11 protein-coding genes are annotated in these 16,262 nt (G+C 32.3%); 3 read left to right on the top strand and 8 right to left on the bottom strand.

The annotated features are described in order from the left end of the window. Window positions 1–211: 211 nt before the first annotated feature. Window positions 212–1,258: an LCP family protein gene (locus ACH6CY_RS14785; RefSeq protein ID WP_374068089.1), complete on the top strand. Its 1,047-nt coding sequence runs from the start codon at window positions 212–214 to the stop codon at window positions 1,256–1,258. Window positions 1,259–1,346: 88 nt separating this feature from the next. Here the strand turns inward: ACH6CY_RS14785 and ACH6CY_RS14780 are convergent, their stop codons facing one another. The 6 genes from ACH6CY_RS14780 to ACH6CY_RS14755 all read right to left on the bottom strand — a co-directional run bounded on the left by ACH6CY_RS14780 (window position 1,347) and on the right by ACH6CY_RS14755 (window position 10,221). Continuing rightward, window positions 1,347–2,075, bottom strand: coding sequence for a WecB/TagA/CpsF family glycosyltransferase (locus ACH6CY_RS14780; RefSeq protein ID WP_374068088.1), 729 nt, complete (start codon window positions 2,073–2,075; stop codon window positions 1,347–1,349). A 120-nt stretch (window positions 2,076–2,195) separates the two neighbouring features. Continuing rightward, window positions 2,196–2,987 carry a teichoic acids export ABC transporter ATP-binding subunit TagH gene (gene tagH / locus ACH6CY_RS14775; RefSeq protein WP_374068087.1) on the bottom strand — a complete coding sequence of 264 codons (792 nt, stop codon included), beginning with the start codon at window positions 2,985–2,987 and terminating at the stop codon, window positions 2,196–2,198. A 16-nt stretch (window positions 2,988–3,003) separates the two neighbouring features. Beyond that, a complete protein-coding gene (locus tag ACH6CY_RS14770; protein WP_374068086.1) occupies window positions 3,004–3,831 on the bottom strand; it encodes an ABC transporter permease in 828 nt (275 codons plus the stop codon). An 85-nt stretch (window positions 3,832–3,916) separates the two neighbouring features. Next, the gene (locus tag ACH6CY_RS14765; protein WP_374068085.1) at window positions 3,917–5,095 is read right to left on the bottom strand and encodes a CDP-glycerol glycerophosphotransferase family protein; all 1,179 of its coding nucleotides are present in this window, start codon (window positions 5,093–5,095) and stop codon (window positions 3,917–3,919) included. Window positions 5,096–5,187: 92 nt separating this feature from the next. Beyond that, window positions 5,188–8,775, bottom strand: coding sequence for a CDP-glycerol glycerophosphotransferase family protein (locus ACH6CY_RS14760; protein WP_374068084.1), 3,588 nt, complete (start codon window positions 8,773–8,775; stop codon window positions 5,188–5,190). A gap of 114 nt (window positions 8,776–8,889) precedes the next feature. Then, window positions 8,890–10,221, bottom strand: a complete 1,332-nt coding sequence (locus ACH6CY_RS14755) for a DUF6270 domain-containing protein (protein WP_374068083.1) — start codon at window positions 10,219–10,221, stop codon at window positions 8,890–8,892. A 296-nt stretch (window positions 10,222–10,517) separates the two neighbouring features. On the opposite strand from ACH6CY_RS14755, the gene ACH6CY_RS14750 reads away from it, so the two are divergent. Both ACH6CY_RS14750 and ACH6CY_RS14745 read left to right on the top strand, forming a co-directional pair. After that, window positions 10,518–11,552 carry an IS30 family transposase gene (locus tag ACH6CY_RS14750; RefSeq protein WP_374068082.1) on the top strand — a complete coding sequence of 345 codons (1,035 nt, stop codon included), beginning with the start codon at window positions 10,518–10,520 and terminating at the stop codon, window positions 11,550–11,552. A gap of 251 nt (window positions 11,553–11,803) precedes the next feature. Further along, window positions 11,804–11,938, top strand: a complete 135-nt coding sequence (locus ACH6CY_RS14745; protein ID WP_374068081.1) for an IS3 family transposase — start codon at window positions 11,804–11,806, stop codon at window positions 11,936–11,938. A gap of 77 nt (window positions 11,939–12,015) precedes the next feature. Here ACH6CY_RS14745 and tnpA read toward each other — a convergent pair whose 3' ends face one another. Beyond that, entirely contained in the window at window positions 12,016–12,171 is a 156-nt protein-coding gene (tnpA, locus tag ACH6CY_RS14740) for an IS66 family insertion sequence element accessory protein TnpA (protein ID WP_374068080.1), read from the bottom strand. Between the two features lie 209 nt (window positions 12,172–12,380). Then, window positions 12,381–16,262: PA14 domain-containing protein (locus tag ACH6CY_RS14735; protein WP_374068079.1), on the bottom strand; the 3,882-nt coding region annotated here is incomplete at its 5' end.

Genomic DNA, 16,262 nt, shown 5'->3' with positions numbered 1-16,262 from the left:
AAGATTTGGGGAGGTACTTCTTTTTTTGTATCTCAAACTTGTTGGGGCACAAGGGTTATAAATTATGAAATTCACTCAGTTACATAAATTTTTAAATAAAGTTATCTTGTAATAAATATCATCATTTTGTAATTAAATTATCATTTTACTTTTTCTTATTGAATAGTAAAATAAGGTAGAATGTCTATTTATATAAAGGAGTTTAATTATAATGAAAAAAGATACACACGCTTCACGTATCCATAAACGAAAAAACAAAAAACGAAAAAAATACCTATATATATTACTTCCTATTCTACTCCTTCTAGCAGGGGCGGGAACTTATCTAGGGGTAGTGTGGTCTCAAGCACAAGGTATCCTTGCAGATTCCTACCAAGAGGATGGAAGGACAAACGGATCAAAGCTACGTGATGGTGGTATTGACCCAGCAGTTGATGATGTTTCTATCCTTTTTATCGGCGTGGACCAGAGTGAAAAACGTGCAGCTAATAATGAAAGTAATGAACTTTCAGATGCATTAATCCTTGCTACTTTAAACAAAGACGAAAAAAGTGTAAAAATGCTATCCATTCCTAGAGATTCCTATGTTTATGTCCCAGATCTGGGCTATAAAACAAAAATAAACCATGCGCATTCATCAGGTGGAGTTAAGGCTTCATTAGAAACGGTAGAAGAATTATTTGATATACCTGTTGATTACTATGTCAAGCTTAATTTCAATGCTTTTATTGATGTTGTAGATGAATTAAACGGCATCACTGTCGATGTCCCTTACGAATTATATGAACAAGACTCAAGCGACAACGCTAATGCTATCCACTTATTTCCAGGAGAACAATCATTAGACGGAGAAGAAGCACTTGCCCTAGCACGTACCAGAAAACAAGACAATGATATTGAGCGAGGTAAACGACAACAAGAAATTATTAAAGCAATGGTAAGTAAAGCAGTTTCTTTTAATACCTTACTTAATATCTCTGATCTGATGCAGGCAGTGGGAGACAACATGTCAACAAACATGTCTTTTAACGAGATTAAAAGCTTTGTCTCTTATGGCACAACAGGAAAACTAGATATTGAAACAGTAAGCTTAAAGGGCACTGACTTGCGAACTGATCGATACTATTATCAATTAGATGATGAAGATTTAGTCGAAAAACAACAAATGCTTAAAGAACATCTTGGTCTCAGTACTTCTTCAAGCCAAACAAATGATGGTAATAGATTAGAAAATACAACATCAACACAAACAGAATAATAGAAAACGCTGATGACTATGAGACATCCTACAAAACAGCTAAATTAAAAAATCTAGCACAAGGGATCGCTCAATATTCATCAGCTTTTTAATATTTTTTAATTATCACATGAATCATAAATTGAAATACTTTTAAAATACGTTTCCAACGAAATGGTTGTTGTAATAAGCGATATAACCACTCTAAATTCAATTTAATCCATGATTCAGGGGCTCGCTTCACTTTACCTGCCACAACATCAAAGCTGCCTCCTACCCCCATAAATAACCCCTTATCAAATTGATCATAATATTTCGTAATCCACTGTTCTTGACGAGGAGAACCTAATGCTACAAATACCAAATCTGGCTTTGATTTTTTCACATGATCGACAATACTCGAATCATCCAGATCAAAAAAACCGTTATGATGACCAGCTATTTTCAAATTAGGATGTAGAGTTTTAATTCGCGCAACAAAAGATTCGATTACCTCTTGATGCGCACCTAAAAAGTAACAACTCAACGCATTCTCTTCTGCGTAGCCAATTAGATGCGTCATCACCTCAAATCCAGGAATACGTTCTACAACGGGATCACCAAGTATCTTAGAACCAATTACAATACCAGCTCCATCTGGAAGGACATAATCTGCTTGCTTAACAATCGCTTTATACGATGGTTCTTCATTTGCTAACATGACTATCTCTGGATTTGCTGTTACAAAAAATTGCTTCCCCTGCTTTTCTAAGCTAGGATAAATAATTTCTTGGTATAGCTTCTCTCTCTCTATATTCAAAAAAGAGACATCCATAATATTGACATGATTATAGGACATAGGCTGCAACCTCTCTAGTAATCTATCTGTTAAAACAAATCTCTATCTATTATGGCACGGAATGATATGGTTGGCAATTACATGATAAAAAAATCCTCATCATGGAGATGAGGATGAGAATTAGTTTAGTGCGTGTTGTGCCAAAATTTGTTGTTTATATTCATCTTTTTCTTTTTTAGACATTTTTTTAAATTTGTTAATAAACGCTTCATATTGAGGCAATATTTCATCGACTGAACCAAATGCCCTAACTGTACCAAATTCTAACCAAAGAATTTTTTCGCAGAACTGTTTCATTTGTCCTAACGAATGACTGACAAAAATCATTGTCTTACCCTTTGCTTTAAATTCCTTCATCTTAGCTAGGCTCTTCTCAGCAAAGGCTTTGTCACCTACAGATAGAGCTTCATCAATAATAAGGATATCAGGATCTACATTAACAGATATAGCAAAGCCTAATCGAGATTTCATACCACTAGAATATGATTTCACAGGCTGATCAATGAATTGCTCTAGTTCGGCAAATTCTATAATGCTAGGCTCAAGCTTTTGGATTTCCTGTTTATTAAAACCTAGCATTAATAATTTCAATTCAATATTGTCTCTGCCACTTAAGTCTCCCTTTAAACCAGATGCAACAGCAATTAAAGAAGCTTGTCCATTAACTGTTACCTGACCCTTTGTTTCTGGTACTATACCCGCAATAATATTAGAAAGAGTAGATTTACCAGAACCGTTAGTACCAACAAATCCAATTACATCCCCTTTGTGAGCTTCAAAGCTAACACCTCTAAGCGCATAGAAATCTTCCCCATAATTTCTAGGAAATAATAGGTCTAAAATCCGCTCACCTGGACTATTATACAATTTATATTTTTTTGTTACATCATCTACTACAATCGATTTATTCATAGTAACTCCTTTGTTTTTAAAGAAAATCGATAAAATGTCTTCGAAACTTCACATGCAAGTTGGATCCGATTATAAACAACACAAGCGTAATTCCCCAAAAGTATAGTGTATATTGCCAATTCTCAATTAAATACCAATTTAAACCAAGAAAACCAGATCTATACCCCTCTATCAAATAGTATAACGGATTAATTTTCATAATAATTTTTATCCAACCATCTAGATTTGATGTATCTACACTCCAAAGTATCGGTGAAAGATATAGTAACATTCTCAGAGAAGCATTAAGAAACATGTGTACATCTCTAATAATTGTTGACAAAGTCGAAGTGATCAATGATAGGGCGTAACTAAAGGCAACTGTCGCAAATAAAAAGTAAAATATTTGCAAATAGTATACATTTAGATAAAATCCCATTATATTTAAAATAATGATTGTAATTACGACCATTATAATGTGTATATACAGCTGAGAAAAAATAACAAAGTTCGGTATAACACTCATAGGAAAATTCATCTTTGATAACATTCTAAGCCTAGTGTACACAGATTTTGAACCTTTAATGGTTGATTGATAAAAGAAAAACCATAGAATAAAACCTGATAACATCCAAGGAAGAAAAGGAACAAAGATATCAGGAGCGACTTCTATTTCCGGCCTCTCTCTAATACCGTACCCAAACACAAACCAATATATCCCAATTTGAATTAAAGGGTTTATTACTTCCCAAGCCATACCTAAATAATTTGTGTTATTAGCGCTTTTAAGTTCATATAATGATAATCTTCTTATCAAATAAAAGTGATTGATTTGTTCTTTTAAAACTAACAGTGGGGATCTCATAATTGTTTCCTTTCTGTAACACCATAAAATACTTACCAAAGTATACTAATTAAACGAAAAAAACACAACTATAATGTGTATACAATTAATTCAAAATTTTTCTAACAACTTTTTCACTAGATCTTCCATTTTCTAAATAACAGAATTTCTGATTAAATTCTTTTACATTATCTGAAACATAAAATGTTTCGCTTATTTTATCTATTTCTTTAATTAAATCAACTGTTGTTTGAACTAGAGGTCCTGGTGCATCTTGTTCAAGATCAAAATAAAAACCTCTTAATTGATGTTTGTATTTCTGCAAATCATAAGTGAAAAAGATCATCGGTCTGTTCAGATTTGCATAATCAAAGAACACTGATGAGTAATCAGTTATTAAAACATCAGATACAAGATATAAATCTCTTATATCCTTGTAATTAGAAAAGTCATATCCAAATTCTTTATAATTATCTATGTTTAGGTTTTCGGCCACAAGATAGTGCATCCTAATTAGTATTATCCATTCATCTCCGAGCTTTTGCTTTAAAAGATCTAGATCTATATTTATACTAAATTTGTATTTTCCTTTAGAATAAAACTCATCATCTCTCCAAGTTGGTGCATATAAAAGGATTTTTTTATTCTTTGGTAAAGACATTTTGTTTTTCAAAGAATCTATTGCTTTTTTGTTGTTATTGTTCAGCAAGTAATCATTTCTAGGATAACCTGATTCAATGATTTCTCCACTATAACCAAACGCCTTTTGAAAAATTTCTGTAGAGTATTCATTAGGCGAAATCAAATAATCCCATTTTCTAGACTCGCTCACGAAATTTTTTTTATATTTTTCTGTGCTTGTACCGGGCATATGTACCTCTTGTATGTCTAATCCTAATTTTTTCAAAGGTGTACCATGCCACGTTTGTATATACGTTGTGTGAGCAGGTTTGGGAATCCATAGTGGAAGCCTACTATTAATTATCCAGTATTCGGCTCTTGCCATATTTACTAGCCATTTTAATGAGAATCTATTCAAATATTTTTTTTCGTTATCAATTTTCAGCTGATGTTCATACCTTTTATCAATACTCCAAAATAATTTATATTTAGGATAATTATTCGAAAGATACTCATACAAAGCTAAAGGATTATCACTAATTTGTTTCCCGTGAAAGCTTTCAAAAATTATTAAATTCTTCTTTGCAGGTAATTTAGAGACCACATAAAAAACAAATTTATATATCCTTAAAATTATCTTTCTTCGCTTTAAAAAACCCCGCATACCAATATTCGCTCCTATCTTTTAATGCAACCATTTAAGTTGCATTAAAATAATAATGCTAAGGAAATATCCCCTAACATTATTATTTTAATCTATTTCAAAGCTTTATAAAAGGTTTTCATAGCCTTTTCGTTGTACTTATTGGAATGAAAGACACCGTTGTGTGTTTTTCTTTCAATAATAAATTTGTTTAATCCCTCGACCAAACCATCAACGCTATCTTCAACCAATAGTCCATACTTACCATCTTCAAGGACCGTTCTATTAGCAACAATATCTGTAGCAACAATATTCATTTCTAAAGTCAATGCTTCTAGAAGAACCATTGGTTGGCCTTCATAATGCGAAGAGAGAACAAAGCAATCACATTTTTTCATAAACTCAAAAGGATTCTCTAATTGCCCAACTAAGTAAACATTGTGAGAAAGGTTTAATTCTATTATTAACTTTTGCAAATCTGCTTTTAGAGGTCCGGAACCTAAGATATATAATTTAGACTTATCATTCTTTTTCACTATCTCTGCAAAAGCTTTAATTAAATTATCTTGCGCTTTCTCTGGTGATAGTCTTCCCATATTCACAAAGCTTATGTTATCAGATGTCGGATAGGGAATAAATTTTTCATCTAATTCAAAACCCAGAATCTCTATGATAGAGATATACTCACTTTCGATCCAGCCTATTTCATTACCCTCAAACTCGACAAAAGAATACTTTGCAAATTGTGTTGTAAGTTCTTTAGTTACTATAACTTGGGAACCTTCTGCAATACTTACATTTCCTTTAAATTCCTCGTTCATATTTAAAGGATCGGAATAAAATGAATTAACATTTGACACATTGATTACCCCTATTTTTTTAACCACTTCATTTTTAAGTTCTATTGGCTCTTCTACATAATTAACAGCCTTACTATTTAACCATCCACTTATCTCATCTTTTTTAACATAATGGTATTTACCGTTAATTGTTTTACTTGTTTTAGTGATTATCACATTTGTGTTTAATAGTTCTTCAGCAGCCATTATTTCTTTAGCCTTTGGGTGTGGAGATGGCTTTAACCATAACTTGTAATTTTCAGGATTAGATATAACAGCTATTTTATTATTTTTGTATTCCCTTAATATTCTCTTATCAATATTTTTTATAAAGGATCTATGCTTATAATAGTTAAATGATTTTCTAAGCTTTTTATCTATTTTAGACAATAAGGTATCTTTTGTGTTGTAATTTTTAACTATTTTTAAAGCTGAATTATCAATCCATCCAATTTTAGTTCGATTAATATAAATACGACTATACGTGCTATGCTGTGTTCTTACTTCTGCATTAATATAGACCATTATATCTTTATAATCGTAACTATTCGACACCTTTTTTACTCTTTTTAATTTAAAAGGTTTATTCCATATATCATTGTTACGTGACCATTTAATTATAGCTAGCTTGTTTACCTCTTTTCTTTCAAGAACACTATCTGGTAACATTCCAAAATTACATTCTTCCATCCAGCCTATTACTAAGTTTTTATGTTTGAATTTATAAAAAGTCCTATTATCTACAATAGCCTTTCTTTGTATTGTGACTTCTTCATTTTCATATTCTATTGCATCACATATAATATTATCTTTTTCATAGATAGGTCTTCTTAGTACTTTACTATTTTGTTCAGGCTTTACAATAGATCTTGCTTTATAATTTGAATAATCAATTATTGGTTCAATTTGTTCACTAGTAATTTCATCTAATTTCTTTTCACCACTTAGGTGAAGTATTTTATCTGGATTAATGGAATTAAGTATATAATCAAATTTTTCTTCATTTGCGTATTGCAAAAGGTTCTTTTTGTTAAGTTCCATTGTCCCTTTAGAAACACTAACCAATTTATCAAATTTATTGTATACAGAAAACAGTCCTCTTAAATTCTGCCTATGCGGACGTTTTCCATTAACTTTTCGTTCACTATCAGACAATAAATCATTGTGCATATAACATAATTTCTTTTTAGCATCTATACTAATAATATATTTCGCCCAAAAGAAACTATATCCACTAAAATCAATTCCATAATCAAATTCACTATTTCCAAACAATCTTCTAACTTCTCTTTTGTATGCAGATTCTGGATATAATTTCTGCTCAGTTTTTCTAAATATGCCCCTGTTTTTAATCAGTTTGTCCCTGTAAACTTCATTAAGTGTATATGATGGCACACCCAGTTTAAATAAAAACCTCACATTTTTATTTACTTTCTTTAAGTTATTTAAAACTTCTGGTGAGTTTGGCGTTTTCATAAAACAACTTACATCATATTTTGTATAATCTATATTGTCCAGTAAGTTTATTACTGAACTAGTTATTCCATTATTAGCCATACCACCTGGATATAACACTATCTTTTCCTTTTTATTATCTAAATTGTCTATAACTTTTATATTGTTAGATTCATTTAAAAATAAATAATCAACTAGCCTTTTGGTTGCATTTCCATCATCATAATTAACAAATTGATCTTTCATACTTTTATAATTAATCTGATATTGATTTTGGTTATATCTCTTATTTTTAATAGCATATATTAAATCATTAATGTTTAAACATACAGGTCCAGGTAATTCCTCATCTTTAAAGTATTTTTGTCTTTCTTCATTGTATTCATCTTCATCAAGGGTATAAAAGATTATTGGCTTATCTGTAACTAGATAGTCGAAAAAGATACTTGAATAATCTGTAATGAGCAAATCAACTAAACCTAACAACTGATTAGTATCTACATAATCAGGAATAAGGCATTCTTTCAATTCAGAATGCTTCACTGCTTCATTATATAAAAATGGGTGTACCTTTACCAAGACATTGAACTCACTTCCTAAGTGATTATTAAGTAATTCAATATCAGCAATTATTTGATATATATCATTGTTTACTTTGTTTACACTCTTTCCTTTCCATGTAGGAGCGTAAAGAATTGTTAATTTTTTTTCATCTATATTTACCCCGTATCCAGATATCTCTTGACGAAACTTACTAGCATCAAGGTTTAATGTTAAGTCTATTCTAGGATAGCCGTCTTCTATAATACTACCTGAATATATACCATCTAGTTTATAACTTTTAAGAAAGATATTAGTAGTGTGTTTATTTGGACTCAAGATATAATTAGACGACAAAAAGTTCCTTACTACATTTTGCGAATGAGCTGGATTACCTGGAATATCAAAACCCATTGTCTTTAATGGGGTACCATGCCATGTATTTATATAGACTTGTTCTTTTTTAGGAATAAAAAAATATTGGAAAGTAGAGTTATTAATCAAATACCTACTTGTAGTTAAATATTTTAAATACTCTTTTGAATTTCTTTTAACAAAAATAACGTTATTATATGATTTGTATTTTTCTATTATTTTCTCTAAATTATCAAAACTATCTATTGACCACACATGTTTGTAAGACCCAAAATCTTTGCGTTTTAATAGATACAAAAAAATAGCATATGGACTATCTGTTAAACTTTTCCCATCTCGACTTTCATATAAAATAACGTCTTCTTGAACCTTATACTTATCATAATATTTAGTGAATAATATACTTCTCTTATGATTTTGTTTTCTAATAAAATTCATTATTGGTTCAATTATAAATTTTATTTTTCTCTTCAATTTTTTTTTAGTTAACACTTCTAAATACTCTCCTTTATAATTCCCAAAAAATATAACTGTAAATTCACAACAACAAACCACAGATATTATATCACACTTTATTTTTCCACTTAAGCTAATAATTTTTATATATTAATCTTGATTTCCGTTTTTTTCAAATTGAATATTTCTCCATGACACATTTCCGTTTCGCATCAAGTACGGACCTAGCTTAATGTATTTCCCTGTTTCTGGTGTTATATTCAACTCTATTTTACTCCAAGTATTATTTTTTAGTTCTAATTGATCCACTTTAATATTTTTATACCAATCACAATCTTTTTGTAAATATGTGTCTACTGTATTAAAAGTTCTAAGAGAAAAAATTAATTTATTACTATCTATTTCTACTATATTATTAATTTTCATCTCGAAACTTAGCTTAAAGGTATAGGATCCTTTTGTATCAATCTCAATTGGATGTGACCAAATTTGGGCATTCATATCCTTTTCTAAACCACTCATTTTTGCAGATAAAATGTTTAAGTCTGGTCGATCCTCTTCAGGTGGTAATATATCAAAACTGTCCTGCCAATATGACCAATAAAGTTTACCTTGGCTAAAATCTCCATTTTTCAATAATTTTATGTTTGGTTTTACTTTATCATTAGAGTTCAGGTGATTTTTCTTATATTCATATAGATTCCTTAAAATAATCGTCAACAATTTATGTGTGAAATCCTCATAAAAATCCTGTGTGTAATGCACATAGAAAACTTCCCAAAAATGATTATCTATTGAAGTATATTTTTTATCATAGCTAATAGTTTCTACATAAGAATAATTAGCCTCTACGTATTTATAAAATTTACATAACATAGCATTAATTTGTTCTACATCTATTTCTCTATATTTACCTGTTTTACTAATTGTTTTTATTTTGTTTGATTCTGTTTCGATATAATCATCTGTAAATTCAATTTTATTCAGAATGATTTTAGTGTTTGGAAACTCTAATTTCATTTTCTCCATAAACTTATCTATGGCGTCTTTCCAGATTAAGAAATATTGATCAAAATCTTTCTCAGGCTTATATGTTTCACCTAGTTCCAAAGTAGAGTAAAAGGGTGTCTTTTTAAACAACCAAGTTTTATTTGTTATATAACTAGTTCCGATTTTTCTAACTCCAAAATAAACATCTGGATAGAAATCTAATATTAAAAAATCAGGTTGTGAGATATGCATAGCGTTCCATGGGCTTTTCAACAATTCCGTAATTAATATTTTTTTATTAAAATCATTAATGTCACCTTTTAGTACCTTATATGGTTGAAAAGGAATTGAATCTGACATTAATGAGATCATAGACATATGATTTTGTGTAAATACACACTGATAGTAATCTTTATAATTTTTAATAAAATTAGAATTAAAAGCGTCTCGACTAACACAACTACCTATCACAGCCAGCTTTATACTATTCATGTTTTTAACTCCTTATTGTAATTTTTAAATATAAAATTGCACTAGTGTCGCACCAATATAGAAAGAATATTCCGAATAACATTGCGCGATTTTTTAAAAAAAACTGAAAGCACCTAAACAAAGGTAGTGAATATCCATTTCTCGACTATAACCTGAGACTTTTGCGACATTGTTTGGTAAAGTTTTGCGGGGGTTCATTGTAAAATCAAATGCAACAGCTAAATAAATTAGAAAGTCATCGTGAAACCACGTATAGTTAAGGTTGACTAAACAATAATATACGGAGGTAATTCACTATGACTCAAAACCATTCTAACACGAAAGAACGTAAATTTACACATTTAACAGAAATTGAAAAAGGACAAATAGAAGCATATCTTGATGAAGACCTATCACTAAGGGAAATTGCGAGAAGGATGGGACGTGATGTTAGTACGATATCCCGTGAGCGAGATCGTGGTACTGTCGAACAAATTGATACCAATCGTAGGCCCTATAAGAAATACTTTCTCGACGTTGGAACACGTGTTTATAAGGAGAATCGTAAAAACTGTGGTAATCATTCAAATGTGATGAAAGCATGGAATTTTAATGCTTTCGCGGAAAAGGTGATTTTAGAAGAACACTGGTCTCCCGATGCAGTTGTCGGTTATGCCAATAGGCACAAGAAATTCGAATACATCCCTTCCACGAAGACGTTGTATAACTGGATCGATGAAGGAAAACTTTCTGTAATCAACATGGATTTGGCGCTGAAATTACGTCGTTCAACCAAGTCAACGAAATCTCGAAAACATAAAAAAGTACTTGGAAGAAGCATCGAAGAACGCCCAGAATCCGTGGAAACAAGAAAGGAATTTGGACACTGGGAGATTGATACAGTCGAAGGACGCAAATCAAATGACGATGCTTTACTAACGCTGATAGAACGGAAGACACGCCACAAAATCATCAGGCGCATTCCGAGCAATACCGCACCAGCTGTTACAAATGCCCTACAAGAGATATTTGCAGAATACGAAGAAGTGCAAGATGTCTTTAAAACCATTACAGCAGATAATGGCTCGGAATTCAGCGCACTATCGGAACAAGGGGAAGGTATTCAAATGGATGTCTATTTTTGCCACCCTTATGCTTCGTGGGAGCGAGGGTCAAATGAGCGCCACAATGGCCTTATAAGAAAGTTTATCAAAAAAGGGCAGCCAATTCATTCATACTCTGATGAAAAGATTGCAGATGTTGAAAACTGGATGAATACACTTCCCAGGAAAATATTAAACTATCAGACACCAGGCGAAGCGTTTGCGAAATTTGTGGATTGTGTTGCCTAGGCAACACGATCCACAAATACAGGTAAACCTTAATTAGTCGTTTCTCAAAGGGTGTTGCATTTAATATTGCAATTTAGGTCTAAATTTTTTTAAAATTTGTAGGTAATTATAATTTATCTTTCGCTTATTCAGTACATCAGGATTGTAAAATAAAAAGAAGAGGGTGCCAGTTTACTTGCAGTAAACGATGGAAAGATCATAGAAACTATCAAAGTATGTCACGCAAAGGAATTTGTTCAGATAACTCCCCAATGGAAAACTCCTTTGGATTAATGAAGCAAGAAATGTATTATGGCGTAGTATATGAATCATTTGAAGAACTAGAACAAACCATTGAAGTGTATATTTATTACTACAATCATAAACGAAATCGCTCCGACATGTAGGAAAATGGAACCTTGCACCGAATTTGATACTGGTTCCTCCACTTGAACAGAGAGCCACTGTGTTTCGTCAGGTGTCTCTATTGGGCTATCATCACGCTCAAATTGCTGCAACCAATAATACATTTGGTGAACGTTGATTTCTTGATCCCGCACCAAGCCGCTATACTTTGCCCGCTTTCTTTCCAGGCATTATAGTGTGCTTCCCATTCTATTCTTTTTTCTTTCAACGTCATCACATAACCTCCATGATTGATTTTATATGAAGATTATCACATGACTGACTTTTGATTCCTATGTGTATTTTATTTGACGCTTACGAATAAAAGAAAAATTGACTGGAATGAGTCCGGTAGAATACCGAATACAAACCAGCCAATTATCTGCTTAATAGTCAGTCTAACTTTATGGGATCAGCACAAAGCTTCCTTCTCTTTTATTATCCTTACTTGAATTTAGGCACTTCGAAAACTAAAGTATATTTCTCTATTATACTGTATAGCTCGGCAATTTTTTTTGTTTGTTTAACAGCCCAGCCAATATCCGTTGCGTATTGATGGGTTGCGTAGCCATATTTCTCTATACCATCTGGATTCCATCTCATTTTATATAAAGTATCTTGTCCAGCATGAATATAGTTTTTTGAAACGAAGCTAGCTCCACCAACGATAGCTTTCGAAGGAGTTGTCCAGCCTTCTAAATACGCTCGCTTTGCTCCACCATGTAAGGCATCATTGTCAAAGGCTCCGATACCATACATATTATAAACAATTGCGTCATATTTTGTTGCACTACTAGATAGAACTTTTACATCTGTTTTACCGTTCTTGTCTTTAAAAACATTTACTTTAACTCCTCTTGCTAATGTAGAAGAACCATTTCCCGTTTCAAGTAATGCGTGAGATATTAAGTATATTTCATTAATATTGTGAAGTTTACCAGCATTTATAAAGGCTTGAGCACGTCCAGAAAGTATACCTTTACTGTTTGTCAGTATTTTATTATTAACTTCTTCAACATCCAAACCAGCACTGCTTGACAATCTTAAAAACTGAAAAAAGCGGGTTGAATTTTTACTATAGTTATGAGGGTTCACATAAAATTCAATCTCAGATGCATTAGCATTTATCCACTTACCTGCAGAGTATCGGATTTCATACCAGTAATACCCAGATGAGTCTTTTGAGTTTGTTTTACTGAGAATAGATACAGCAGTTCCATTATTAATTGAGCCAATTACACCATAAGTAGTGTTGGGTCCTGACCTAACTCGCCAACCACTACCAGAAATTGTACCATATGATCCATTTATTTTACCAAAAGCGTCTTCTCTTATATAACCAATATGTTGATCAGTCTGAGCAGAAGCCGCTAATTGTTTTTGAATCATTGTTTCTAAATCATAGTTATAAGAATTATACTCATAAAATGGACCGGTTGCTCTGTTTACATCAAATAATAATTTAGCACTTCCAGACAACTCACGGTATTCAATTTCTATTTTGTTAATTCCTTTGTGTAAATAGACACGTTTATACTGTACTTGACTCGTGTAATTCCATTGATCTATAACTGGTTCAGTTTTATTATTCAAATAAACTCTAGCCCCAGTGTCAGCATCCATTTCTAGTACATAGTAACCAGATTCTGATATATTATATACTCGATTAAATTTAGCAGAGAAATTATCTGGACTAATTAAAGAGCTTGGTGAACCTGTCCCCCAATTACTTGTATCATCATTAAGTGCATAGATTTTTTCAAATGCACCTTTCCCACCAACAACCACAGAATTACCACTAAAATTATCATTATCAAATATCTCAGCTACCCAACCATCTGAAGGAGATATATTCATTGATTGCGCATAGGGTTGAAGATATACATTAATAGCACCTTTACCTTTTGCTAATACTTCTAACCAATGAACGTCATTTGCTGTATCTTTAATATCAATCACACGTGCATTCTCTCTACCTGTGGGGAAATTATATGCTTTGTCATCAATATTGATTTGTATATCTTTACTTGATTTTACACGTAAAACATATTTTCCTTCAGGTATTTTTTTGGCTGTTACATACCTACCTGATTTTGAGTTTGAGTCAGACAATACAGAGTTCGCAAAAACTTTTGCAGAGTCTGGTATACCTGTAAATCTATCATTTGAGTAATAGTATGCTAACCATTGATCAAATTTAACAACCTCAGAGTATACACCTGCTCCACCACCAACTTCTCGGTAGTTGGTTTTTATATTTGCCAAGCCTGATTGATTTAATAGAGTGGTACGACTTATATTAGACAAGTGACCTTTGTTTGTTTCATAATCCCACTTATTAATAACTTCCTTACCATCAATATTAACTTTAACCCCGGTATCCGAAAATGTTTGCATAAAGTAGTTACCTTTTAAGATTTGGCTTTGGTCATAAGCTATCGTGAAGTTATCGGGTATCATGTCCCATCTCGGAATCCCATCCCCCCAATTTTCACGTATCACTTTCTTACTTTCTTTAAAATGATCTTTCGCTTTGAAAAAGTCAAAAATTAATTTGGCATCTCCATATTGCTCATGATACTTAATTTTAATGATGTGTTGACCTTTTTCAAGCCACACATTTGCGTATTTTTCTTGGTTAGAGTACTTCCATTTATCAATAATGCTTTCTTTACTTCCATCTAGATATACTTCTGCTCCAGTATCAGCTTGTAGAGACATAGCATAATATCCAGATTCTTGAACATTATAAACTCTAGTGAAATATCCAGAAAAAGTATCTTTGTTGATTAATGGACTAGGAGAACCAGCTCCCCAATCTCCCCAATCAGCATTTAATTCAGTGATATTTTGGAAACCATCTTTACCACCAATAATAACAGAATCACCGGTAAAGTCACTGTTATCGTATAGTTCTGCTACCCAACCGTCAGAAGCAGTTATATTATCCACACCAGTGAACCTATCAATGGTCATTTGTGGTTTACCGCCTTTAGGAGCTCTAACCTCTATCCAATGAATGTTTCCGTTTTTATTAGAATCTTGAATCTCGATTTTACGTGACTGACCTGTCCCTCTCTTATAACTATATGACTTACCATCTATTACTAATTCGAAATCTTGTCCAGATTCACCACGGAAAACATATTCACCTGCAGGTAGACGCTTTGCAGTTACATACCTACTAGCTTGATCTGTAGTATCTGCAAGATTACTAGACTTAATAACATTCGCTGCTTCTGGTATACCTTTCAGACCACTATTATCGTAACGGTAAGTAAGCCAGTTACCCATCGGCACAACGTGAGAGTAAATTCCTGCTTCATTGTTTGATTCGCGATACGTTGTGGAAATAATGGTTTCACCACTTTGATTTAGTAGTAACGCTCGATCAATATTGGCTAATTCACTAGATGATGCATCATAAAACCATCTATCTATTATTGTTTTACCATTTGCGTTAACATATATTCCATTATCAGCCATTGTTTGAACAAAATAATCTCCATTCAATGTTTGACTTTGATCAAATATTGCGGTGAAATAATCAGTTAATTTACTAGTTGGTCCTCCCATACCCCAATTATACGCAATATCTTGCTTTTTCTCGGTATAATCAGGCACTGACATATCAAATATCAGACTAGCTGCTCCTTTTAATTCTCGGTATTCAATCTCAATTTCATGTTCACCTTTACTTAGCCAAACAGCCCCATATTGATTTTTAGAAGAATATGTCCATTGTTCCATAAAAGGAGATTTACTACCATCTAAGTATACTTTCGCACCTGTATCAGCCTTTAGTGTGAAGGTGTAATAGCCAGGTGTCTCGATATCATACACCCTTTTGAATTTCGCTGAGAAATTATCATTTCTAATAAGTGGACTAGGAGACCCTAAACCCCAATCACTATTTTTCTTATCAAGTTTCTCAATCTTATCTTCTGCTCCCTTTCCTCCAATTATCGCTGCAGGTCCTGCATAGTTAAGGTTATTGTAAACCTCTCCTACCCAACCATCTAAGGAGGAGATATTGGAAACTTCATTGTACTTTTGAATTGACAGATCAACTTTTCCACCCTTTGGTGAACGAATCTCTATCCAATGGGCATCTTCTTTTACACTGTTACTTAACGCAACTTTAACAGCTTGTTCTTTTCCTTTTTTAAAGGAATATGTTTTTCCATCAACTACTAGATCAAAATTCTGTGTTGATTTGCCGCGAAATACATAATTTCCAGCAGCTAGGCGCTTTGCAGTTACATACCTACTAGCTTGATCTGTAGTATCTGCAAGATTACTAGACTTAATAACATTCGCTGCTTC

This window comes from Paraliobacillus sp. JSM ZJ581, from assembly GCF_044383835.1.
Lineage (GTDB): Bacteria > Bacillota > Bacilli > Bacillales > Amphibacillaceae > Paraliobacillus.
This window is presented reverse-complemented; position numbering and strand designations above follow the sequence as displayed.